This is a genomic window from Bacteroides togonis (assembly GCF_900130135.1).
In the GTDB taxonomy this organism is placed as follows: Bacteria; Bacteroidota; Bacteroidia; order Bacteroidales; family Bacteroidaceae; genus Bacteroides; species Bacteroides pullorum.
Genome location: NZ_LT670820.1, coordinates 1,612,055 through 1,635,720, shown reverse-complemented (window position 1 = coordinate 1,635,720; position 23,666 = coordinate 1,612,055). Strand labels below are relative to the sequence as shown.

At 49.0% G+C, this 23,666-nt stretch carries 21 protein-coding genes and 1 pseudogene; 15 read left to right on the top strand and 7 right to left on the bottom strand.

What is annotated here, in order from left to right; all coding sequences use genetic code 11:
* Positions 1 to 13 precede the first annotated feature (13 nt).
* The 4 genes from rimM to tsaB are packed head-to-tail and all read right to left on the bottom strand — an operon-like array spanning position 14 to position 3,269.
* Positions 14 to 550: a ribosome maturation factor RimM gene (gene rimM / locus BQ8005_RS07160; protein WP_075317564.1), complete on the bottom strand. Its 537-nt coding sequence runs from the start codon at positions 548 to 550 to the stop codon at positions 14 to 16.
* Positions 551 to 554: 4 nt separating this feature from the next.
* Complete coding sequence (gene murA, locus BQ8005_RS07155) at positions 555 to 1,859, bottom strand: UDP-N-acetylglucosamine 1-carboxyvinyltransferase (protein WP_021848022.1); 1,305 nt, start codon at positions 1,857 to 1,859, stop codon at positions 555 to 557.
* Between the two features lie 50 nt (positions 1,860 to 1,909).
* Entirely contained in the window at positions 1,910 to 2,533 is a 624-nt protein-coding gene (locus BQ8005_RS07150; RefSeq protein ID WP_021848023.1) for a DUF4290 domain-containing protein, read from the bottom strand.
* Positions 2,534 to 2,570: 37 nt separating this feature from the next.
* Entirely contained in the window at positions 2,571 to 3,269 is a 699-nt protein-coding gene (gene tsaB, locus BQ8005_RS07145; protein WP_021848024.1) for a tRNA (adenosine(37)-N6)-threonylcarbamoyltransferase complex dimerization subunit type 1 TsaB, read from the bottom strand.
* Between the two features lie 98 nt (positions 3,270 to 3,367).
* Here tsaB and BQ8005_RS07140 point away from each other — a divergent pair, with 98 nt between their 5' ends.
* Genes BQ8005_RS07140 through nadD form a run of 4 tightly spaced genes read left to right on the top strand, consistent with a single transcriptional unit; the run spans position 3,368 to position 5,603 of the window.
* Positions 3,368 to 4,246, top strand: a complete 879-nt coding sequence (locus BQ8005_RS07140) for a YicC/YloC family endoribonuclease (protein ID WP_021848025.1) — start codon at positions 3,368 to 3,370, stop codon at positions 4,244 to 4,246.
* A 13-nt stretch (positions 4,247 to 4,259) separates the two neighbouring features.
* Positions 4,260 to 4,823 (top strand): guanylate kinase, encoded by a 564-nt coding sequence (gene gmk, locus BQ8005_RS07135; protein WP_075317563.1) that lies wholly within the window; start codon positions 4,260 to 4,262, stop codon positions 4,821 to 4,823.
* The gene (locus BQ8005_RS07130; protein ID WP_075317562.1) at positions 4,820 to 5,035 is read left to right on the top strand and encodes a hypothetical protein; all 216 of its coding nucleotides are present in this window, start codon (positions 4,820 to 4,822) and stop codon (positions 5,033 to 5,035) included. The genes gmk and BQ8005_RS07130 overlap by 4 nt, the downstream gene beginning before the upstream one ends.
* A gap of 7 nt (positions 5,036 to 5,042) precedes the next feature.
* Complete coding sequence (gene nadD / locus BQ8005_RS07125; RefSeq protein WP_021848028.1) at positions 5,043 to 5,603, top strand: nicotinate (nicotinamide) nucleotide adenylyltransferase; 561 nt, start codon at positions 5,043 to 5,045, stop codon at positions 5,601 to 5,603.
* A 160-nt stretch (positions 5,604 to 5,763) separates the two neighbouring features.
* Here the strand turns inward: nadD and BQ8005_RS07120 are convergent, their stop codons facing one another.
* Positions 5,764 to 6,579: a Cof-type HAD-IIB family hydrolase gene (locus tag BQ8005_RS07120; protein ID WP_075317561.1), complete on the bottom strand. Its 816-nt coding sequence runs from the start codon at positions 6,577 to 6,579 to the stop codon at positions 5,764 to 5,766.
* A 251-nt stretch (positions 6,580 to 6,830) separates the two neighbouring features.
* On the opposite strand from BQ8005_RS07120, the gene BQ8005_RS17800 reads away from it, so the two are divergent.
* Positions 6,831 to 6,959, top strand: coding sequence for a hypothetical protein (locus BQ8005_RS17800; protein WP_262484388.1), 129 nt, complete (start codon positions 6,831 to 6,833; stop codon positions 6,957 to 6,959).
* A gap of 37 nt (positions 6,960 to 6,996) precedes the next feature.
* Positions 6,997 to 9,108 (top strand): fimbrillin family protein, encoded by a 2,112-nt coding sequence (locus BQ8005_RS07115; protein WP_075317560.1) that lies wholly within the window; start codon positions 6,997 to 6,999, stop codon positions 9,106 to 9,108.
* A gap of 87 nt (positions 9,109 to 9,195) precedes the next feature.
* On the opposite strand, the gene BQ8005_RS07110 is transcribed toward BQ8005_RS07115, so the two are convergent.
* Positions 9,196 to 10,443 carry a GTP-binding protein gene (locus BQ8005_RS07110; protein WP_075317559.1) on the bottom strand — a complete coding sequence of 416 codons (1,248 nt, stop codon included), beginning with the start codon at positions 10,441 to 10,443 and terminating at the stop codon, positions 9,196 to 9,198.
* Positions 10,444 to 10,706: 263 nt separating this feature from the next.
* Between BQ8005_RS07110 and BQ8005_RS07105 the strand changes: the two genes are divergently transcribed.
* From BQ8005_RS07105 to BQ8005_RS07095, 3 genes are all read left to right on the top strand, one after another.
* Positions 10,707 to 11,312, top strand: a complete 606-nt coding sequence (locus BQ8005_RS07105; protein WP_075317558.1) for a riboflavin synthase — start codon at positions 10,707 to 10,709, stop codon at positions 11,310 to 11,312.
* A gap of 17 nt (positions 11,313 to 11,329) precedes the next feature.
* Complete coding sequence (locus BQ8005_RS07100) at positions 11,330 to 12,454, top strand: TlpA disulfide reductase family protein (protein ID WP_075317557.1); 1,125 nt, start codon at positions 11,330 to 11,332, stop codon at positions 12,452 to 12,454.
* 70 nt (positions 12,455 to 12,524) lie between these two features.
* On the top strand, positions 12,525 to 13,058 hold the full coding sequence (locus BQ8005_RS07095; RefSeq protein WP_075317556.1) for a nitroreductase family protein: 534 nt from the start codon (positions 12,525 to 12,527) through the stop codon (positions 13,056 to 13,058).
* 468 nt (positions 13,059 to 13,526) lie between these two features.
* Here the strand turns inward: BQ8005_RS07095 and BQ8005_RS07090 are convergent, their stop codons facing one another.
* Positions 13,527 to 14,813, bottom strand: a complete 1,287-nt coding sequence (locus tag BQ8005_RS07090) for an IS1380-like element IS942 family transposase (RefSeq protein ID WP_055235773.1) — start codon at positions 14,811 to 14,813, stop codon at positions 13,527 to 13,529.
* Positions 14,814 to 15,141: 328 nt separating this feature from the next.
* Between BQ8005_RS07090 and tet(Q) the strand changes: the two genes are divergently transcribed.
* The 6 genes and pseudogenes from tet(Q) (at position 15,142) to BQ8005_RS07065 (ending at position 23,540) form a co-directional block, all read left to right on the top strand.
* The gene (tet(Q), locus tag BQ8005_RS07085; RefSeq protein ID WP_002560998.1) at positions 15,142 to 17,067 is read left to right on the top strand and encodes a tetracycline resistance ribosomal protection protein Tet(Q); all 1,926 of its coding nucleotides are present in this window, start codon (positions 15,142 to 15,144) and stop codon (positions 17,065 to 17,067) included.
* A pseudogene (locus BQ8005_RS17915) lies at positions 17,067 to 17,354 on the top strand (hypothetical protein); the annotation flags it as partial. The gene tet(Q) and the pseudogene BQ8005_RS17915, both read left to right, overlap by 1 nt.
* 12 nt (positions 17,355 to 17,366) lie before the next feature.
* Positions 17,367 to 17,906, top strand: coding sequence for a GNAT family N-acetyltransferase (locus tag BQ8005_RS17910; RefSeq protein ID WP_032939761.1), 540 nt, complete (start codon positions 17,367 to 17,369; stop codon positions 17,904 to 17,906).
* Between the two features lie 43 nt (positions 17,907 to 17,949).
* Complete coding sequence (locus tag BQ8005_RS07075; RefSeq protein WP_005816213.1) at positions 17,950 to 19,071, top strand: efflux RND transporter periplasmic adaptor subunit; 1,122 nt, start codon at positions 17,950 to 17,952, stop codon at positions 19,069 to 19,071.
* Positions 19,068 to 22,181, top strand: coding sequence for an efflux RND transporter permease subunit (locus BQ8005_RS07070; RefSeq protein WP_005816215.1), 3,114 nt, complete (start codon positions 19,068 to 19,070; stop codon positions 22,179 to 22,181). The genes BQ8005_RS07075 and BQ8005_RS07070 overlap by 4 nt, the downstream gene beginning before the upstream one ends.
* Positions 22,182 to 23,540 carry an efflux transporter outer membrane subunit gene (locus tag BQ8005_RS07065; RefSeq protein WP_075317555.1) on the top strand — a complete coding sequence of 453 codons (1,359 nt, stop codon included), beginning with the start codon at positions 22,182 to 22,184 and terminating at the stop codon, positions 23,538 to 23,540.
* The last annotated feature ends 126 nt before the right edge of the window (positions 23,541 to 23,666 follow it).

The window sequence follows — 23,666 nt, the reverse complement described above, 5'->3', positions numbered from 1 at the left end:
TTATGTGTATAGGTTATTCCTCTTCTGCTTTATCAAGGTCTATTAGGCCGACGGGAAGGTCGACAGTAATCACTTTATGCTTTCGGTCGATATCGGTAATGAATTCTTCTTGAGCAGGAATCAATAGTTCTTCGCTGTTATGGTCAACGACAAACAGGGTGTTGATGGTAGAAGTATCTACATCTGTCACTTCCCCTATGTTACCGTGGTGGATTTCTTCCATACGAAACCCGATGAAATAATTCCATGTCAGTTCACCGTTGTCAGCACTTTCTGCATGTTTTACAGGAAACCAGACTTCGACGTTGGTAAACATACGGGCACGCTCTGCAGTGTCCACTCCTTCGAGTTTCATCAAGGCGGTGGAATCTGAGCGGAAGCGGTATTCTTCGATAAAGAAAGGTACGAAGATGCCGTCCAGCAGACAAATGATGTATTCTGCCTCCACCCGATCGAAAATGTCGTCGGTGAAAGTGAACTGCAGTTCGCCATGGATACCATGTGGCTTGTTGAATATACCTATCTTATATACTTCTTCTCGTTTAATCATATGGTCAGATTCTCGTGATTCTTGCTCCGATAGCATTCAGACGCCCTTCAATGTCCTGATAACCGCGGTCTATTTGTTCGATGTTGTGGATGCGGCTGATACCGTCGGCGCTCATGGCTGCAATGAGCAGGGCGATACCGGCACGAATGTCGGGTGAGGTCATGTTGCCGCCGTGTAGGCGGAAACCACGGTTATGGCCGATGACCACGGCACGGTGCGGGTCGCAGAGGATGATCTGTGCTCCCATGTCTATCAGCTTGTCTACGAAGAACAGGCGGCTCTCGAACATCTTCTGGTGGATGAGTACACTTCCCTTAGCTTGAGTAGCTACTACGAGCATCACACTCAGCAGGTCGGGGGTTAGTCCTGGCCAGGGGGCGTCGGCAATGGTCATGATGGAGCCGTCGATGAACGACTCTATCTCGTACGTCTCTTGTGCAGGGACGTAGATGTCGTCTCCTTGCTGCTCTAAGTGGATGCCCAGGCGGCGGAAGCACTGGGGAATAATACCCAGGTTTTCGTAGGAGACGTTCTTGATGGTCAGTTCGCTGGCTGTCATTGCGGCCATGCCGATGAAACTACCCACTTCGATCATGTCAGGCAGGATGGTGTGCTCTGTACCGTGCAATTCCTTTACCCCTTCAATCGTAAGCAGGTTAGAGGCGATACCTGTTATTTTAGCACCCATGCGGTTCAGCATACGGCAGAGTTGTTGTACGTAAGGTTCGCAGGCCGCGTTGTAAATGGTTGTCTTGCCTTCGGCCAGCACGGCGGTCATGACGATATTGGCCGTACCTGTAACAGATGCTTCGTCCAGTAGCATGTAGGTGCCTTTCAGGCGGTCAGCAGTTATTTCGAACGTGCCGGCCTCTTCATTATATCTGAAGTCGGCTCCCAAATTCTGAATGCCGATGAAGTGAGTGTCAAGTCTTCGACGCCCTATCTTGTCACCTCCTGGTTTGGAGATGATAGCCTTGCCGAAGCGTGCCACCATGGGGCCTACCAACATTACCGAACCACGCAGGCTGGAGCATTTCTTCAGGAACTCTTCGCTTTCCAGGTAGGCAGTATCTATCCGTGCCGCTTGGAAGGTATAGGTGTCAATTCCTGTTTTAGACACTTCTACCCCCATGTCGCGCATCAGCTGAATCAGGTTGTTTACGTCCAGAATGTTGGGTACATTGTGCACGGTCACCTTCTCTGCTGTGAGCAGGGTGGCGCAGATGATTTGCAATACTTCATTCTTGGCTCCTTGCGGATGGATGTCACCTGCCAGCCTGTGTCCTCCTTCGATGATGAATGATGCCATGATAGTCGGTTTGTTGGATCTGTTTGTGAAGTCCGCTAATGGGGCAGAATTCAATATTTCTTTTTCTTGTTATTTCGGTTGTTATTGTTATTGGGGGTATTGGCCTTGGTCGGACGATAGTATAAGTCAATTCGTTCGGCCATCAGCTTCAGAATTTCATCTGTCATCTGTAATTTCCCGCCCGACAGTTCATACAAATCGTCTGCTATTTTGCGGTCGTCTACCGTGTCTTTGTTCCACGTCATGTAGTCCTTCTTCATGTGGTTGCAGATGAGGGCTACCAGATTTTGCTTTTCATCCCCTTCAGGAAATTCGCATGCCTTTTGGATCAGCACTTCCAGTGTGCGGCCGTAATGGCGGTAACGGATTTTTGTGCAGGGATAAGGCACAGGCTCAGGTTTGGCATCGAGGTTGTTTTTGGGGATTACCTCAAACGGATAGTCGATGTCCAGCTTGAAGTCGGACATGATAGCCAAGTGATCCCATAACTTGTGTTTAAAGTCGGGCACGTCGCGCAGGTGAGGAAACATTCCTCCCATGATGTTGATGATGGTATTGGCGCAACGTTGGCGTTCGGCACGGTCTTCGATGGTCAGTGCGTGGTCTACCATGTTCTGGATGCTGCGACCATATTCAGGCAGGGGCATCCGTTTCTGTTGGGTGTTATATTGCATATATTCAGTAAATTATCGGTTTATAGTGAACGGCTAATTATCCGTTCAGCAGATTTTTGGGTTTGCCTGCTACGAATTCCTTCAGGTAGAAGGGTTCGAAGTAGGCTACGTCTTCGAAATTCTCTTCAGCGATGGCTTTCTCGGCCAGGGGAAACATCATACTGGCCAGCGGGCGGATGCCGTCGATAAAGTGAGCGTTGGGGTGCGTAATTTTTTCCTTGCACTTGGCTGCTCCGTCTCCGAAGAAATAGACAGGGTGCTGGTCGAGGAATTCGCGGTATGAGTTTTCGTCCACAATGTCGGCAGCAATGTCGCGTACGGGTTTCAAGGCGCGGTCGTAGACGGCAGCATAGACTTCCATGCGGCGGGCATCTATCATGGGGCACAGCAGGGCATCGTCGGGAAGCTCGTCGTGATAGAGCAATACCGGCACGCACTGTACTTTCAGCGTAGGCAGGCCGATGAGTTTCAGATTACGTCCGTAGCAGATGCCTTTTGCCATGGATACTCCGATACGCAGGCCTGTGTAGGACCCCGGCCCGCAACTCACGGCCACCGCATCCAACGGCATGGCATGGCTATCGGCGAAAGACAATGCTTCGTCTACAAAAACTCCCAATGATACGGCATGTGAAGGGCCGTTCAAGTCTTCCTTTTTGAACACTACCTGCCCGTCTTCGCTCACGGCTACCGAACAGGCGGAAGTGGATGTTTCAATATGCAGGATACATGACATAGTTACTATTCATCTTTTTAATCAGCTGACAAATTTACGTGATTATTTTCAGTAATTAAAAATAATCGTGTAATTTTGCACAAAACTTAAGAAGCATTATGATACAGTCGATGACGGGATATGGCAAGGCTATTGTCGAATTGCCCGATAAAAAGATAAATGTTGAGATAAAATCGCTTAACAGCAAGGCGATGGATCTGTCGGCACGAATTGCTCCCGCTTACAGAGAGAAGGAGATGGAAATCCGCAACGAAATAGCCCGCGTGCTGGAGCGTGGCAAGGTAGATTTCAGCCTTTGGGTGGAGAAAAAGGATGCCGAGCAACTGGCTACTCCTATCAATCAGGAACTGGTGGCTGCCTACTATCATCGTATCAAGGAAATCTCTTCTGCTACAGGTATTCCTGAGCCTGAAGACTGGTTTGGTACTCTGCTTCGTCTGCCTGATGTGATGACCAAGACCGAGACACAGGAACTGAGCGAAGAGGAGTGGCAGGTGGCTCATGCGGCCGTCGAAGAGGCACTGAACCATCTGGTGGACTTCCGCAAGCAGGAAGGTGCTGCACTTGAGAAAAAGTTCCGTGAGAAAATAGCCAACATCGCCCATCTGCTCGAAACAGTGGAGCCTTACGAAAAGGAACGTGTCGGAAAAATAAAGGATCGCATTGTCGATGCGCTCGAGAAGACGATCAGCGTGGATTACGACAAGAACCGTCTGGAGCAGGAACTCATCTATTACATCGAGAAGCTGGATATCAACGAAGAGAAACAACGCCTCAGCAATCACTTGAAATATTTCATCAGCACGCTGGAGACAGGTAGCGGACAGGGTAAGAAGTTGGGCTTCATCGCACAGGAGATGGGGCGTGAAATCAATACCTTGGGCAGCAAGTCCAACCATGCGGAGATGCAGAAGATCGTGGTTCAGATGAAGGATGAGCTGGAGCAGATCAAGGAACAGGTACTGAATGTAATGTAATCGATTTTTAAGTATGGGTAAACTGATTATCTTTTCCGCCCCTTCAGGTTCGGGCAAATCGACTATCATCAACTATCTGCTGACGCAGAACCTGAACTTGGCTTTTTCCATTTCGGCCACCAGCCGTCCGCCGCGTGGCACGGAGCGCGATGGCGTAGAGTATTTCTTCCTTTCGCCCGAAGAATTCCGCCGTCGTATTGCTGAGGGTGAGTTTCTGGAGTACGAAGAAGTCTACCACGACCGCTTCTATGGTACATTGAAGTCGCAGGTCGAAAAGCAGTTGGCTGCTGGGCAAAATGTGGTGTTCGACGTCGATGTCGTAGGCGGATGCAATATCAAGAAGTTTTATGGCGACCGTGCCCTGTCTGTTTTTATCCAGCCGCCTTCGGTCGAAGAGTTGCGCAAGCGCCTGGTGGGGCGAGGGACTGATACGCCCGAAGTCATCGAGGATCGTGTGGCCAAGGCTACTTACGAAATGTCTTTTGCCCCGAAGTTCGACAAGATTATTGTGAACGACGACTTGGAGACGGCCAAGGCCGAGGCGTTGGAGATAATCACCCAATTCTTGAAGGCATGACGAAAGATTATAGCGGCAAGAACTTCTCGCGCAAGATGAACAAGGGATTATTGATTGTCAACGTCATCTTGCTGGTATGTGCCGTATGGTTGCTAATTGCCAATATACAGCACGAAGAATACACTGTAGCTATAGGCATGGGGCTTGTTGGCATAGTGTCCATCGCGAACGGCACCCTTGCTTTCCTTCGTCTGAAGGGAAAGAAAATCTGATGCGCTTATGGATATTGGTATCTTCAGCGGTTCGTTCAACCCCATCCACGTCGGCCATCTGGCTCTGGCCAATTACCTTTGCGAGTTTGGCGGGCTGGATGAATTGTGGTTTCTGGTGACTCCCCGCAATCCTTTCAAGGTGGGGCAGGACCTGCTGCCCGATGCCTTGCGGTTGGAGTTGGTGCAACTGGCCGTAGAGGGATATCCCAAGTTTCGTGCTTCCGATTTCGAATTCCATTTGTCTCAACCTTCTTATACCATCCATACGTTCGACCGCCTGAAGGAAGTCTATCCGCAACACACATTTCACCTGATTATCGGATCGGACAACTGGCATTCCTTCTCCCGCTGGTATCAGTCCGAACGCCTGCTGGCCGAGAATCCCATTTTGATTTATCCCCGTTCAGGCTATCCCGTCGACGTGTCTTCTCTGCCTCCTCGCGTGCGTCTGGTCGATTCGCCTGTACTCGAAATCAGCTCTACCTTTATCCGAGAGTCTATCGAGGCAGGGAAGGATGTACGCTATTTCCTTCATCCTCGCGTGTACGAACGGCTGATGCAGAAGTAAGCTTTCGGCTTCGTTTACTAGCCTTAATTATGCTCCCCAAAAATAAGTAATGTTTTTGCTGAATGGAAAGCATTGTTTTGTCGAGCGAAAAGCAATGCTTTACCATGCAGAAAGCAATGTTTTATAAAACGGAATAGGTTGGCATTTTAGGAAGGGGCTGTTATAGGTCGAACAGTCTCTCTACCGCCATGGCTACTCCATCTTCATCATTACTCAGGGTAATGTAGTCAGCAGCCTGCTTCACTGGCTCCTGAGCATTGGCCATGGCAACCCCCATGCCTGCGAATTTAATCATGCTAAGGTCATTGTAACCGTCGCCCATGGCTACCATCGCTTCACGCGTGAGGCCCAGTTTGTCCAATAGCACGGACAAGGATTGAGCTTTGTCGATGCCCATTGGCACCAGCTCCAGAAAGTAAGGCTCTGAACGGTAGACGCTGATTTGTCCTTGCAGGCGGAGGGAGAGCTCGGCTTCGGTTCGTATCAGTCGGTCGGGGTCGCCCACGATGAGGCATTTGGGCAGGGGGAGGGGAGCTGCTGCCAGAAAATCGTCTACGGCACGTATCTGCATTTTGTTCAGAAAGGCTTCCTTGCGGACATATTCGTCGTCGGGACTTTCGGTCAGGATGTATTCGTTGTCGTAGGTCAGGATGGCCTGTTCGTTACGCACAGAGGCTGTATAGAGTATGGGCAGCACATCGTCGGGCAAGAGGTTCTTGTAGAGCAGACGGCCTGTGCCCCATTCGATAATTTCGCCTCCGTTGTAGGAGAGGATGAAACCACCGTATTCTTTCATGCGTAGAGTGTCGGCCAGGGGAGCGATGCCATACGTGGGGCGGCCTGAGGCCAGTACCAGGCGGACGCCGCTCTGCTGGAGGCGGAGCAGGGTTTGCAGGTTGCGTGGAGAAATCTCTTTCTTCGAGTTGGTCAGGGTGCCGTCCAGGTCGAGGACAAGCAGATGGTATTTTTGTGTCATCTTGTGGTTTCTTTATTGAATTTTAGCGGCAAAGATACGGAAAGACGGGAGCAGAGGCAAATCACAAGAGCAGGATTTTTCTGTCTGATTGAGGAATGTATTTCCTTTTTTTGAGCAAAGTGAAAAAATAATAGGTTTTTGAACGAGAAAAATGTTCTTTGTATTGTTATTATTGTCACCTTAGCTATCGGCTATTCTTCAAGGTTTGTAATGGCTGGAACTATGGAAAATATTTTTTAATAGAATTAAGTATGGAAACGACAAAAGAAATCTATGAAGCCCCCCTTTGTACAGTCATCGAGGTAGACGCACAAGAAGTAATCTGCACTAGTGGCACACACCAAGGTTTTAAAGAAGATGATTATCCTTACGGATGGTAATTGACATACAGAAATCCAACCAATCAACTTATCAGTCATGAAACAAATCAAAGCTATACTCTATCTGGCGGTCTTGACCGCCATGGTATCCGCCTGCTCCGAGGACGAACTGGCAGACAACACACAACCCTCAGGCAAAGTGCCAATGGAGTTCTACGCCAACACCGACGCCTCCACACGCACCGAACTCACTACCGGAAATGCCGTATATTGGGAAGCGAACGACGCCATCTCTCTGTTCGATCCCATAGGCGACAACAATCGCTTCTATACTACCGAAAGTGGTCCGAGCGTCACCTTTACCGGCAAGGCAGCTCCTGTCGAGGGTACCTATTATGCTCTCTACCCGTATGATGCGAATGCACAAATAAAAGGCACCACCATCACCACCACTCTGCCAGCCGAACAGATGGCACGAGCAGGCAGCTTCGCACAAGGCCTGAATCCGTCCGTAGCCACGGCCGACGCCACGAACAACCTCTATTTCAAAAATGTATGTGCTTTGGTGAAATTTACGCTTGACGGAAGTATCACCACTACCATAACCAAGGCAACACTGTGCGGAAACAACGGTGAGGCGTTGGCAGGGACACTGACTATCGATGCTTCACAAGAGAATCCGATAGCGAATGTTGACCCCGAATGGGCTGGAATAGAAATTGCCTTAAAAGGAAACTTAATTGCAGGAAAAACCTACTATTTCGTAACCGCACCAGCCACACTAAACAAAGGACTGATCCTCAGCCTATATGATGATAAAGGGAACGTATGGAAGAAACAGAGCACAACAAATGCCACTTTGAAAGCGAGCCATATTCTAAACTTAGGACCCATAATCCCCGGCAAGTTCGAACCGACACAAGGATATGAAATGATAGACGGTATATACCACATCTACAACGCTAAAGGCTTGCAGGCTTGGGCACAAGAAATCATTGCGAATGCAAATGTACTTAACAAGGACGTCATATTGGAAAAAGACATAGACCTGACAGGCGTGGACTGGACACCTGTAGGTCGCGACATGAACACCGGCACAGGCTACGCCGGAGACTTCGACGGCAATGGAAAATTTATCTACAACCTCGTGGTAGAAAGCAACGCAAGCAATGTGGGCTTCTTCGGTGGACTGGCTGAAAAAGCCAAGGTGCATAATGTGAAGTTTGCTAACGCCCAAGTAACTGCCACCAGCGGAGCTGCCTATGCAGGAGTGATAGCCGGATCCAGCATGGGTAAGATAGAAAGCTGCAACGTGCGTAGCTCCCAAGTGGCGGGACACTATGCCGGAGCCATCGTGGGAAACAACAGTGTGCAGGTGAACGGATGCAATGCACTTGATGTTGAGGTCAGTGCCACTCATGCCGCCGGAGGCATCGCAGGTGCCAGCTATGGAAAAACAGAATATTGCAGTGTATCGGGCAACAGCCACATAACAACAACAGGATCAAGCACTCGTGCCGGAGGCATCATAGGAACCTCTTCCCAAGAAGGCGGCGTCAGCACCAGCGGTCGACTGCTGAAGTGTGCTGTAGATGGTGCCACCATCTCGGGCACTATGGCTGGAGGCATAGCCGGCGAAAATAGCTTCGGCATCGTAGCTCAATGCATAGCCAACAGAGTAACAGTAACCCACAATTCATCAGAAGCAAGTACTCGCCTGGGAGGTGTAGTAGGCTATAACACGCGTGGCGACGTAGTGGCCAGCTATGCAGCCTACTCTACCATTGGCAGGCAGGATCTGACATCAGAGGCGATGGGAGGCATAGTAGGATATAACTACAACGGAGCAGCCTCAGTGTATGGATGCTACTCCACACATGTGTCACTCATGGGCACTACCCAAGGCAGCGAATCGGGCGTGGGAAGCATAGCGGGCTATAACAGTGGACACATTATTTCATGCTACGCCATCTTACCTGACAACGTAAAAGACATCAGTTTAGTTGGCAAATACACTTTATACACCGCCCCAGAGCATTGTGTAGAAGCCGGCAATACAGACTACACAACATTAATAACCAATGTGCCCAATCTTATAGCAGACGACAAGTCTGTTTGGGAGGCAGCCAAGATATGGGACTTGACCGCTTCGGGCAGTCCTGCCATCATATCAGACTATATCTGTAATCCGCCTGCTAACCAACCATAAACCCCTTCCTAACAAGAAAGATGCCCTCAACCTGCTTTACCCGGCAGTTGAGGGCATCTTTATTTTCCATACAACCGTTGTAGTTGTTTACTCCAAACACTCATCCAAATCATGTGCCAACTGTTCCTTGTCAAGGTGTTGGCCGATGAAGACAATCTTTTGCATGCGGTCGCCGTACTTTTCGTCCCAGTCGCGAAGCAAGCCAGGCTCTTGTTTCATCAGCTCGATGAGGTCTTCTTCGGGCGCGGTGGCATACCACTGTCCTGCCTCGGTGAGCTGCTTCTGTACGCCAGCCTGCTCGAAGAGGTAGGACATGTCGCGGTTGTGGCTGAAGTAGCACACGCCTTTGGCGCGGATGATGTTCTTGGGCCAGCGGGTGGAGATGAAGTGGTCGAGCTTGTGGATGTCGAAGGCCGGTCGGCGGTAGTATACAAACGTGCCGATGCCGTATTCTTCCACCTCTCCGCCTTCGTGGTCGTGGTGGTGATGGTGGTGATGATGTCCTTCTTCTTCGTGCTCGTGTTCCTCGTGGTGGTGCTCTTCTTCATGCTCGTGGTGATGGCTGCCGTGGGCATGTGCTTCGCGCTCCTCTTCCTCCGTGGCGGCACGTTCTATTTCGCGGATCCAGCCGGCTGAGGTGGCGGCACGTTCGAAGTCGAACAGATGTGTGTCGAGCAGCTTCTCCAATGGCACGTCAGCATAGTTGCATTCGATGATTTCGGCTGAAGGTTGCAGGGTGCGGATGATTTTCTTGATGCGTCCCAACTCTTCGGGCTTCACTTCGGCTGCTTTGTTTAACAGGATGATGTTGCAGAACTCTATCTGCTGGATGATGAGGTTTTCGATGTCTTCCTCGTCCAGTCTCTTGCGTGTCAGGCTGTCGCCGCAGGCAAATTCGCTTTGCAGGCGCAGGGCGTCGACTACGCTGACCAGGCAATCCAGGCGGCAAATGCCGTGGCGGGTATAGGCATCGCCCAGGCGGGGGATGGAACAGAGTGTCTGTGCGATGGGTTCGGGCTCGCAGATACCGCTGGCTTCGATGACGATATAGTCGAAGCGTTCGGTACACATCAGTTCATAGACTTGTTCGATGAGGTCGGCCTTCAGTGTGCAACAGATGCAGCCGTTTTGCAGGGCTACGAGGCTGTCGTCTTTCTGGGCCACTACGCCGCCTTTCTGGATGAGGTCGGCATCGATGTTCACCTCGCCGATGTCGTTCACGATGACAGCGAAGCGGATGCCCCGCTTGTTGGCCAGGATGCGGTTCACCAAGGTGGTTTTGCCACTGCCCAGGTATCCCGTGAGCAGCAGTATGGGAATTTCTTTTTGTTTCATGTCGTTTTTTATTTAGCAGGGGCAAAGATAAGCCTTCTGGATTAGATTATGCTTCCAAGTCTTACCTTTTTCTTGTAAATTCTCTTTGTTTTTAGATAAAATAGGATGCACTTCGACAGCGTCTTCACTTAAAAGCAGGCTTTTAGTTTGGTACTGCGCTCACCTTTCATTATTTTTGCAGAAGCATCTGCGGAGAGGGCGGTTGTTGGTTCCTCTTTCTGTCAAAAGATGCCATGTCGTAACCCTTAAAAAGAAAGAGATTTATGTTTTCTGGAATTGTAGAAGAGTGTGCCACGCTGGTAAACGTGGTAAAAGAACAGGAGAATGTGCATTTTACTTTCCGTTGCTCCTTCGTGGGCGAACTGAAGATTGACCAAAGTGTGGCCCACAACGGCGTCTGCCTGACCGTCGTGGCACTGACCGACGATACTTATACCGTCACTGCCATGAAGGAGACGCTCGACCGCTCCAACCTGGGCTTGCTGAAGGTGGGCGATGAGGTGAATGTGGAGCGCAGCATGATGATGAACGGACGTCTGGACGGACACATCGTGCAGGGGCATGTCGATCAGACGGCTACTTGCATCGACGTGAAGGATGCCGAAGGCAGCTATTATTTCACCTTCCGCTATGCGTTCGACAAGGAAATGGCCCGACGCGGCTACATCACTGTGGACAAGGGTTCGGTTACAGTCAACGGAGTCAGCCTGACGGTGTGCAATCCCACGGACGATACCTTCCAGGTAGCCATCATTCCCTATACCTTTGAGCATACCAACTTCCACGCCATTCAGGTGGGCTCGGTAGTGAACTTGGAGTTTGACATCATCGGCAAGTACATCAGCCGTATGATTCAGTATCAGTCATAAATCATATCATATAAAAAATGAAGAATCTGTGCTGGATGCTCTTAGGAGCAAGTCTGTTGACAGCCTGCAGCCCTGCGGCTAAAATGGAAATCAGCGGTACGCTGAATGGCATTGAGAGTGATACGTTGTTGGTCAACCATCGGTCGGTAGACGGTGGCGAGGCACGGCTAGACACAGTGCCTATGCTGAATGGGCAGTTTGCCTTTAATGTGGGCGACAGCGTGCTGAAGCAAGTCTATATCTATGCCAAGCCCTCGGGTAATGGTGCTGTTAGTATGAAAGCTTTGGGACTGGTACTTTTGCCCGGCCGTCCTGTTACGGTAAGCGGTACGCTGGATGATTATCGTCTGAGTGGTGATGCTTTTTACGAAGCCTGCAATGAACTGAATGAACAGCTCCGCCCTTGCATCACGAAGCTCGATTCGCTTAGCAAAGTATGTATGCAGATGGAGGTTGATGGCATTCCTGCCGACAGCATCCGACGGGCTTATGCCCCTTCACGAGAATTTCTGAACCGTATGCAGGACCTGCGTTGTGACTTCATCCGCAGCCATGCCGACCAGGCTGTGGCCGTCTATGCTCTGTCACGCGACTTGTCTGTTGAGAAGATTGGCGAGATGCTTGATGTGGTGGCCGAGCCTGTACGTACGGGTGTGATGGCACCGTTGTATCGTCAGGTAAAGGATGGGTATGACAAGGAAATGGCCCGTCGTGCTGCTGCCGAACGGGTGAAAGAAGGCAATGCGGCTCCCGATTTTACGCTGAAGGATCTCAAGGGTAATGACTTTACTCTTTCGTCGCTTCGAGGCAAGTATGTAGTACTTGATTTTTGGGGCAGTTGGTGTGGCTGGTGTATCAAGGGTGTGCCCGATATGAAGAAGGCCTATGCCAAGCACAAGGCCAAGGTCGAGTTTGTGGGCATCGACTGTCGTGATACAGAGGAGAAATGGCGCAAGGCGGTAGAAGAGCATGACATGCCTTGGTTGCATGTCCGCAACGAGGGCGATCCCGATGTTTCTGTCCTGTATGCTGTCCGCGGCTATCCGACGAAGATAGTCATCAGTCCCGAAGGTATTATCCTGAAAGTAGTTGTAGGTGAGGATCCTGAATTCTATACCTATCTGGACGGATTGCTGAAGTGAGGCCCGTATTTGAAACAGCCTTCTTAAGTCTTCAACATATTGTCATAAACTTATAGATGGAGAGATAGCAATGGATTTTCTGCAATTGGCGGCCAGCCGCCAGAGTGATCGCGCTTACGAGCACCGGCCTGTGGAGCGCGAAAAGTTGGAGCGCATCCTCCGGGCGGCCTGCTTGGCTCCTTCGGCCTGCAACGCCCAGCCGTGGAAGTTTGTGGTGGTGGACGACCCCGAACTCGCGCGAAGGGTGGGGAAGGCTGCCGCAGGGTTGGGCATGAACCAGTTTGCCAAGGAGGCGCCTGTTCATATCCTCATTGTCGAGGAGTCGATGAACTTCACTTCCTTCCTTGGCGCGAAGATCAAGGACAAGTATTTTCCCCTGATAGACATTGGCATCGCCGCTGCCCACATCACGCTTGCCGCCGAGAGCGAAGGCCTTGGCTCGTGCATCGTGGGTTGGTTCGACGAGAAGGAGATGAAGCAGCTGGTGGGCATTCCTGCGGGCAAGCGCCTGTTGCTCGATGTGGTCGTAGGCTATGCAGCCAAGCCCAAGCGCAAGAAGTCGCGCAAGGATCTGGAGAAAGTCGTATCGTATAATCACTATTAAGAATCGTGGTGTGTGAGGCTATACTTGCACCCTTTCTGACGAAGCACTGCGTCAGCCTTTCAGGAAGTGCTTCCTGAGGGTCTCATGCAGTGCTTTGTGAGGAGGTGAGGAAGCACTGTGTCACGCCTTCATGAAGCACTGTGTGAGGACGTCTGCTGGTGGAATGTACCCCTGCGACGCCCTTTTTTGTTTAATAAGTCCGCAGATTTGCTAAAACATGTTATTAAACATGCTTTTTTAGTTGGATTATTTGCAAGTTGCTGAAAAATGCGTACCTTTGCAGTGTGTTTTTCATAGTATCCTCAAATCCGCAACCTATAGGGTTTAGTGGGATTTTGCTTGCAAAGCGACAAAATTCATTTTATTGTACATATTTCTTGCACAACAGAAATGTCGCAGACACAAAATCCCCTTACCCCATAAAGCGACTTGAGGTAATACGCTGGTTTAACCAGAAAAGCATGGTCTTTAACCAAAGTCTGTCTTGAACAGGTTGGCATAAGCATTGTTGTCTGAGTAAATATTCAATACATGCCTACGTGATGTCTTAATCCATTTCGCAGGAACAGAGATGAACTTGAAAACAAAGGTCTTGATTCTGCTGGTGGCACGCAATCCAAATTCATGGGTTTTCAATCTCTGCATAATAGCTTTGTAGAAGTTTCTGATGAGAGCTGTCATAAGCAGGAATACAGTATTCTGTGCCATGAACGATTTTGGCAATCGATTCCAGCCAAAGCCATTGTTCATGTCATCGAAGATGCGTTCCTTGCCACCACGAAGATTGTAGAATTCCACGATGTCTCTTGCACTCGACTTGTAATCGTTAGTCAGTATACATCTGTAGGTATATTCGCCTTCCCAAATGTCAAGGTCTCCATCTATTCGCCTTTGTCTCTGTATGACAAGACGATACGGTTTTCCTTTCCATTTCTCAACAAGGATGGAATTCAGCTCAAATTCAATACCGTTGATTTCAACAGTTTTCCATCCAGTCAAGGCAAACATGGAATCGTAGAAGGAAGAGCATCTGTTGGCACGAATATAAAAATGCCTGCAATGAGCCTCTACCATATCTACGATTTCCTCCGAGCATGAGCCGCAATCCATGCGGGCACGGGATATATATACTTCTGATGCCTCCAGTCGCTTGAAGATTCTTTCCAAAGTCTCTCTTTGGTTGAAGCGCACGTTTGTGTTGCCGTCTCTATTTTCAATACCGACAATCATGTCGTTAATGACTGCCACACCTGGACTATAGCCCAGGAACTTCTTGTAGGTTGGTTTTGCATCATGCTTCTCTGTTTCAATGAACTGATGGTCAAAGTCAAAATCATACTCTTGACCGGATTTCAATTGACCAGTAGCAAGCAGGGCTTTGATCAATAAGCAGTTCATCTTGTCTGCAGTATTGAAATCATAGGAGTTGCCAGAAGCAGATTTATAGGTGATGTTCTTACAAGTCAGTTCTTCGATAGCACGCAATATGGTGTCTGCGCTGCAAGTGCGAAGAGTTGGATGAAGAGACAAATGTTTCATCAAGTGAGTTGTAACATCCTCAATACATGAGCCGCCACAAAGATATACGCACATCAGAGAGCGTAGAATTTCGCTATATTGATAACCAAACATAGTGCATCTCAATCCCAAGGTGGAATCTATGGTTTGAGCTAAAAGAGCATCAAATTGCTCCATAATAGAAAAAATTCCTCCAAAAGGAGTGAGTTTCTCAGATTTTATTTGTATCTTTGCCATGTCATATTAGAGTTTTGCTTGTCTTCTTTTCGCAACACTAAGGTAAGTGAAAATTCTGACATGGCAAAATCCTGGGCAACTTTTTGTTGCTCAGGCACTTATAAATAATGTTAAACTATAGTGTTGCGGAATTAAGGTAGATTAAAAAAGTTCTTTGTGCTTTTGTCAGGGAACTTTTTTTTCGTAAATTTGCGTTCAATTATGCGGCAGTAATAATATACATATTAATACGAGTTAAGAATCCTGTAGTTTTCTACATGCTACGAGGAGGTATTAAAAGGTGCGTTTCGACAATGCATCTATTGTAGTATATTATTGCTTAATCCAAATGAATATTATAAATTTAGGAATTCTTGCTCACATTGATGCAGGAAAAACTTCCGTAACCGAGAATCTGCTGTTTGCCAGTGGAGCAACGGAAAAGTGCGGCCGTGTGGATAATGGTGACACCATAACAGACTCTATGGATATAGAGAAACGTAGAGGAATTACTGTTCGGGCTTCTACGACATCTATTATCTGGAATGGAGTGAAATGCAATATCATTGACACTCCGGGACACATGGATTTTATTGCGGAAGTGGAGCGGACATTCAAAATGCTTGATGGAGCAGTCCTCATCTTATCCGCAAAGGAAGGCATACAAGCGCAAACAAAGTTGCTGTTCAATACTTTACAAAAACTGCAAATCCCGACAATTATATTTATCAATAAAATTGACCGTGACGGTGTGAATTTAGAGCGTTTGTATCTGGATATAAAAACAAATCTGTCTCAAGATGTCCTGTTTATGCAAACTGTTGTCGATGGATTGGTTTATCCGATTTGCTCCCAAACATATATAAAGGAAGAATACAAAGAATTTGTATGCAACCATGACGACAATATATTAGAACGATATTTGGCGGATAGCGAAATTTCACCGGCTGATTATTGGAATACGATAATCGATCTTGTGGCAAAAGCCAAAGTCTATCCGGTACTACATGGATCAGCAATGTTCAATATCGGTATCAATGAGTTGTTGGACGCCATCTCTTCTTTTATACTTCCTCCAGAATCAGTCTCAAACAGACTTTCAGCTTATCTCTATAAGATAGAGCATGACCCCAAAGGACATAAAAGAAGTTTTCTAAAAATAATTGACGGAAGTCTGAGACTTCGAGACATTGTAAGAATCAACGATTCGGAAAAATTCATCAAGATTAAAAATCTAAAGACTATTTATCAGGGCAGAGAGATAAATGTTGATGAAGTGGGGGCCAATGATATCGCGATTGTAGAAGATATGGAAGATTTTCGAATCGGAGATTATTTAGGTACTAAACCTTGTTTGATTCAAGGGTTATCTCATCAGCATCCCGCTCTCAAATCCTCCGTCCGGCCAGACAGGTCCGAAGAGAGAAGCAAGGTGATATCCGCTCTGAATACATTGTGGATTGAAGACCCGTCTTTGTCCTTTTCCATAAACTCATATAGTGATGAATTGGAAATCTCGTTATATGGTTTGACACAAAAGGAAATCATACAGACATTGCTGGAAGAACGATTTTCCGTAAAGGTCCATTTTGATGAGATCAAGACTATCTACAAAGAACGACCTGTAAAAAAGGTCAATAAGATTATTCAGATCGAAGTGCCACCCAACCCTTACTGGGCCACAATAGGGCTGACGCTTGAACCCTTGCCGTTAGGGACAGGGTTGCAAATCGAAAGTGACATCTCCTATGGTTATCTGAACCATTCTTTTCAAAATGCCGTTTTTGAAGGGATTCGTATGTCTTGCCAATCTGGTTTACATGGATGGGAAGTGACTGATCTGAAAGTAACTTTTACTCAAGCCGAGTATTATAGCCCGGTAAGTACACCTGCTGATTTCAGACAGCTGACCCCTTATGTCTTCAGGCTGGCCTTGCAACAGTCAGGTGTGGACATTCTCGAACCGATGCTCTATTTTGAGTTGCAGATACCCCAAGCGGCAAGTTCCAAAGCTATTACAGATTTGCAAAAAATGATGTCTGAGATTGAAGACATCAGTTGCAATAATGAGTGGTGTCATATTAAAGGGAAAGTTCCATTAAATACAAGTAAAGACTACGCCTCAGAAGTAAGTTCATACACTAAGGGCTTAGGCGTTTTTATGGTCAAGCCATGCGGGTATCAAATAACAAAAGGCGATTATTCTGATAATATCCGCATGAACGAAAAAGATAAACTTTTATTCATGTTCCAAAAATCAATGTCATCAAAATAATGGAGCGGTCAGGAAATTTCTATAAGGCAATACAGTTGGGATATATACTTATCTCCATTCTTATCGGATGTATGGCATATAATAGCCTCTATGAATGGCAGGAGATAGAAGCATTAGAACTTGGCAATAAAAAAATAGACGAGCTCCGAAAAGAAATAAACAATATCAATATTCAAATGATAAAATTTTCTCTATTGGGTGAAACAATACTGGAATGGAACGATAAAGATATCGAGCATTACCATGCACGGCGTATGGCAATGGACAGTATGCTCTGCCGTTTCAAGGATTACAAGGAAATATATATCGAAACCGAACGAATTATCATTCGAAATTTCAAACAGAAGGATGCCGAAGGGTTGTTGGAGTATCTTTCCCATCCGCGTGTGAATTGCTTTGCCGGAGACCGCCTTTGTTCCAGAGAGGCGGCATGGGCATATATGCAGTATTCCCCGAAAGACATGCTGCGCTATGCGGTGAGTCTGAAAAAAGATGACTTTATTATCGGTGACGTGTTCGCTTTGCGTGAGAATGAAGACACTTATAATGTGGGGTGGCATTTCAACAAACGTTTTGAAGGCAAAGGATTCGCTTGTGAAGCGGCAGCCGGATTGTTGGATTATCTTTTCCGAGAGGCGGGCGCACGGCGTATCTATGGATTTGTGGAAGATGACAATATCCGCTCCAAACGCTTATGCGAACGTCTTGGTATGCGCCGCGAAGGATGTTTCAAAGAGTTTGTGACATTCGTAAACAATCCTGACGGCTCCCCAAAATATGAAGATACCTGTGTTTATGCCATTCTCGAAAAAGAGTGGAATACCATCCGTCAGTGGTGACACACCAAACCTATTATGAATTAATACAAAACAAGAAGAAAATATGAACAAGCAATTCATTATCACGAATTTCGCCGCATTTGCTCTCATGCTGTTCCTGCCGACCGGATGCAGGCAGGCGGACGGCAAGCAGGATGCGGTGCAGAGTTATCGGGTCATAAAGGTCGCGGCAAGTCCGGTGGAAATCTCCGAGTCCTATTCCGCCGCCATACGCGGACGGCAGGATGTGGACATCCTGCCGCAAATATCCGGGCGCATTATCCGTCTGAAAGTGAAAGAGGGTGAACGGGTGAAGACCGGTCAAGTATTGGCTGTAATTGACCAAGTGCCCTATCGGGCGGCATTACGCACGGCGCAGGCCAATGTCAGCGCGGCACAGGCAAAAGTGGAAACGGCAAGAATCGAGCTGCGGGGCAAGCAGGCATTGTTTGACGAGAAGGTCATATCCGACTACGAGCTTTCTCTCGCCCGGAACCAACTGGCAGTGGCGTGTGCTGAACTCGAACAGGCAAAGGCACAAGAATCGGATGCACGCAACAATCTCTCCTATACGGAAATCAAAAGCCCGAGCAACGGAGTAGTAGGCACATTGCCCTATCGCATCGGTGCGCTTGTCGGTCCCAATATGGCACAGCCTTTCACGGTCGTGTCCGACAATGCGGAGATGTATGCCTATTTCTCCATTTCGGAGAATATGCTACGGCGATATTTGGCTCGCTATGGCTCGATTGACAGCATGATAGCCGGGATGCCGGAAGTGGGCCTGCAACTCAACGACGGCAGCCTGTACAAGGCGAAAGGACGTATTGAAACCGTAAGCGGCGTGGTGGATCCTGTTACCGGAACGGTACAAATCAAAGCCCTGTTCCCCAATCCCGACCGCGAACTGTTGAGTGGCAGCATCGGCAATGTCATCCTTCAAAACCCGAAAACGGAGGCCGTAACCATTCCCATGACCGCCACCGTGGAACTGCAGGACAAGATTATCGCTTACCGTCTGAAAAACGGACAGGCGGAAGCCGCCTATCTCACGGTGGACCGCCTGAACGACGGCAACCGGTTTATCGTAAAAGAAGGTCTTTCGGTCGGTGACACCATTGTCGCCGAAGGCGTGGGACTGGTGAGAGAAGGCATGAGCATAACCCCTAAAAACGAAACGAAATGAACCTGCGATTTTTTATAGACCGCCCGGTGTTTTCGGGCGTTATCTCGGTGGTGATTGTACTGTTGGGCATGATTTCCATGTTTTCCTTGCCGGTGGAACAATACCCCGACATCGCACCTCCGACCATCAACGTATTCGCAACTTATCCTGGAGCAAACGCTGAAACTGTGCAGAAGGCAGTGATAACCCCTCTGGAAGAAGCCATCAACGGCGTGGAAGACATGACCTATATGACTTCCACGGCATCGAATACGGGCGATGCTTCCATCGACATCTATTTCAAGCAGGGAACCAACGCGGACATGGCGGCGGTAAACGTGCAGAACCGCGTGAACGGCGCGCTGAGCCAGCTTCCGGCGGAAGCCACCAAGACCGGTGTCACCACTGAAAAGCAGCAGAATGCCGAACTGATGACTTTCGCGCTCTATTCGCCCGATGACCGCTTCGACCAGACCTTCCTGAACAATTACGTGAAAATCAATGTCGAGCCGAGGCTGAAACGTATCAGCGGCGTGGGAAAGGCACAGATGTTCGGTTCCAACTACAGCATGCGACTTTGGCTGCGTCCCGACAAGATGGCGCAATACGGGCTTATCCCCGATGACATATCCACCGTACTCGCACGACAGAACATCGAGGCCGCCACCGGCTCCTTCGGTGCCAATCATCCTACCGCCAATGAATACACGATGAAATACCGCGGACGCTTGTCCGGCGCGGAAGAGTTCGGTGAGTTGGTCATCAAGTCACTGCCGGGCGGCAATGTGCTTCGGCTGAAGGAGGTTGCCGATGTGGAACTGGGCGATGAATACTACAACTATTCCTCCGAAGTGAACGGGCATCCGGCAGCCATGATGCTCATCAACCAGAAAGCCGGGTCCAATGCTTCAAGCACCATCAAGGAGATTCACGAAGTGCTTGACGACCTCAGCCGGGACTTGCCCGAAGGGACGGAATTCGTGGTGCTTACCGATACCAACAAGTTCCTGTATGCTTCCATCAATTCTGTTATCCGGACACTTATTGAAGCGATACTTCTGGTTATCGTGGTGGTATATGTATTTTTGCAAGATATTAAGTCCACGCTTATTCCTACGATATCCATTTTCGTCTCCATTATCGGTACGTTCGCCGTGATGTCCATGATCGGCTTCTCCGTCAACCTGCTCACCCTGTTCGCGCTTGTGCTTGCCATCGGAACTGTGGTCGATGATGCCATTGTGGTGGTGGAAGCGGTGCAGGCGAAGTTCGACGAGGGCTATCAGTCTGCGGTTCTCGCGGCTGATGATGCCATGAAAGGCGTTTCGTCGGCTATCCTGACCTCTACCATCATCTTTATGGCAGTGTTTTTCCCCGTTGCCATGATGGGCGGGACTTCGGGAGCGTTCTACACGCAGTTCGGTATCACGATGGCTGTTGCCGTGGGAATCTCGGCAGTCAATGCCTTCACACTCTCACCGGCACTTTGCGCGCTGCTGCTGAAACCCTATATCGATGAGCAGGGCAACACCAAGAACAATTTTGCAGCCCGTTTCCGTAAAGCGTTCAATGCCGTCTTCGACCGTCTGAGCCGACGCTATGTACGTGGAGTGATGTTCATTATCCATCGCCGATGGCTGTTGTGGAGCATCATAGGCATTTCTTTCGGGTTGCTGGTGCTGCTGGTCAATGTCACAAAGACGGGACTTATTCCCGAAGAGGACACCGGGACGGTCATGGTGAGCATGAACACGAAGCCCGGCACATCCATGGCTCAGACAAGTAAGGTGATGGAGCGTATCAACAGCCGTCTCGACAGCATCGGCGAGATTGAATACAGCGGTGCGGTCGCCGGTTTCTCTTTCAGCGGTTCCGGTCCCTCGCAGGCGATGTATTTCGTGACACTCAAAGACTGGGAGCAGCGTAAGGGAGAGGGGCAGTCGGTCAATGATGTCATCGGAAAGATTTATGCCGCCACTTCGGATATTCCCGATGCCACGGTGTTCGCCATGTCGCCTCCGATGATTGCCGGGTACGGCATGGGAAACGGTTTCGAGCTTTATTTGCAGGACAAGGCGGGCGGAAACATCGCCGCCTTCAAGGAAGAGGCAGACAAGTTTGTCGAAGCCTTGTCGCAGCGACCCGAAATCGGCGAAGTCTATTCCTCCTTTGCCACGGATTATCCGCAATACTGGGTGGATATCGATGCCGCCAAATGCGAACAGTCGGGTGTGTCGCCCGCAGATGTGCTTTCCACATTGTCGGGCTATTATACCGGACAATATGTTTCCGACTTCAACCGGTTCTCCAAGCTCTACCATGTGACCATGCAGGCTCCGGCGGAATATCGTGTGAATGCGGAATCCCTGCACCACATGTATGTGCGTGCCACCGATGGCGGCATGTCGCCTTTGAGCCGGTTCGTGCGCCTGACCAAGACCAACGGCCCGTCAGACCTCACCCGTTTCAACCTGTTCAACGCCATCTCGATTAGCGGGTCTCCGGCTCAGGGCTACAGTTCGGGGCAGGTGCTCGAAGCCATCGGCGAGACGGCACGTGAAGTGCTTCCGTCAAATTACACATACGAGTTTGGCGGCATTTCGCGTGAGGAAAGCAAGACGACCAACAATGCCACGCTTATATTCCTGCTCTGCATGGTTCTGGTCTATCTGATTCTGTGCGCCTTGTATGAGAGCGTGTTCATACCCTTCGCGGTTCTGTTGTCGGTGCCTTGCGGACTGATGGGCAGTTTCCTGTTTGCGTGGCTCTTCGGTCTGGAGAACAACATCTACATGCAGACCGGACTTATCATGATTATAGGCCTGCTTGCCAAGACAGCGATCCTGCTTACCGAATACGCCGGTAAACGGCGGTCGGAAGGCATGACGCTGGCACAGGCGGCATACAGTGCGGCAAAAGTCCGCCTGCGCCCCATATTGATGACTGTGTTGTCCATGGTGTTCGGTCTTGTCCCGCTGATGATGGCGCACGGAGTGGGTGCCAACGGCAGCCGTTCGCTTGCCACAGGTGTAATCGGTGGAATGATTGTAGGTACTTTGGCTCTGTTGTTCCTTGTGCCGTCATTGTTTATTGTATTCCAATATATCCAAGAACGTGTTAAGCATAATTAAATGAAGAAGACAGTAATATATATCATATTGTCGGGATGGATGCTTGCCGGCTGTGGCACATACAGCCGGTATCATCGCCCTGACCTCTCAACGGAGAATCTGTATCGGGACATGCCGGCGGACATTGATACAATGACCATCGCGTCCCTGTCGTGGCGGGAAATGTTTACCGACCCGAAACTCCAGTCCTTGATTGAAACCGGACTTGAACGGAACGCAGACCTCAATGTGGCACGGTTACGCGTGGAAGCGGCAGAAGCCGTCCTGATGACTGCCAGACTATCATATCTTCCATCACTGGGACTGACTGCCGAAGGTAATGCCAATAAACATGACGGAGCAACGGCAAAGACATATAATGTGGGAGCGTCGGCAAGCTGGGAACTGGACATCTTCGGCAAACTTACGGCGGCAAAGCGTGGCGCAGCCGCCGCATTACAAGGAAGCCGTGCCTACCGGCAGGCCGTACAGACACAGCTTGTCGCCACTATTGCAGACAGTTACTACACCCTTGCCATGCTTGACGCACAAATGACAATAAGTAACCGGACTTTGGAGAACTGGCGGACTACCGTACGCACTCTTGAAGCGTTGAAAAAAGTGGGGAAATCAAACGAGGCTGGCGTATTGCAGGCAAAGGCGAACGTGATGCGACTCGAAGCATCCCTGTTATCCATACGCAAGAGTATTTCCGAAACAGAAAACGCCCTGTCTGCGATACTTGCCATGCCGTCACACTCGATTGGACGAAGTGATCTGGCCGAGGCTGCTTTCCCCGATACTGTCTCGATCGGAGTCCCTTTGCAACTGCTTTCCAACCGTCCCGACGTGCGTCAGGCTGAAATGGAACTGGCGCAAGCATTCTACGCCACCAATGCGGCCCGTGCCGCCTTCTATCCCAATATTACCCTCTCGGGAATTCTTGGATGGACTAATAACGGCGGTGGCGTAATCGTAAATCCCGGACAATGGTTACTTAATGCCATCGGTTCCCTGACACAGCCGTTATTCAACCGGGGCGTAAACATCGCCAACTTGAAGATAGCCAAAAGCCGTCAGGAAGAAGCCAAACTGTTGTTCCGGCAATCATTACTGAACGCAGGAAAGGAAGTGAACGATGCTCTGACCGCATGGCAGACGGCAAAATCGCAAATTGAAATCAATGCTCGGCAGGTTGAAACATTATGCGACGCTGTGCGAAAGACAGAATCGCTGATGCGTTATTCCAATACCACCTATCTGGAAGTGCTGACCGCCAAACAGTCTCTTCTCGAAGCGGAAGTGCAACAGTTACAAACTCGTTTTGAACGCATACAAAGTATAATTAAACTTTACCATGCGTTGGGAGGAGGAATGTAACTTTACAAGAATTATAACCTAATACTGAACCATGTTGTGTAATTTTTATATTTCAGTCGTCATAAACTTATAAATAAGTAATTTAGTATGCAAAAACAAATTAAAAAGTCTTCTCTTTTTTTGAAG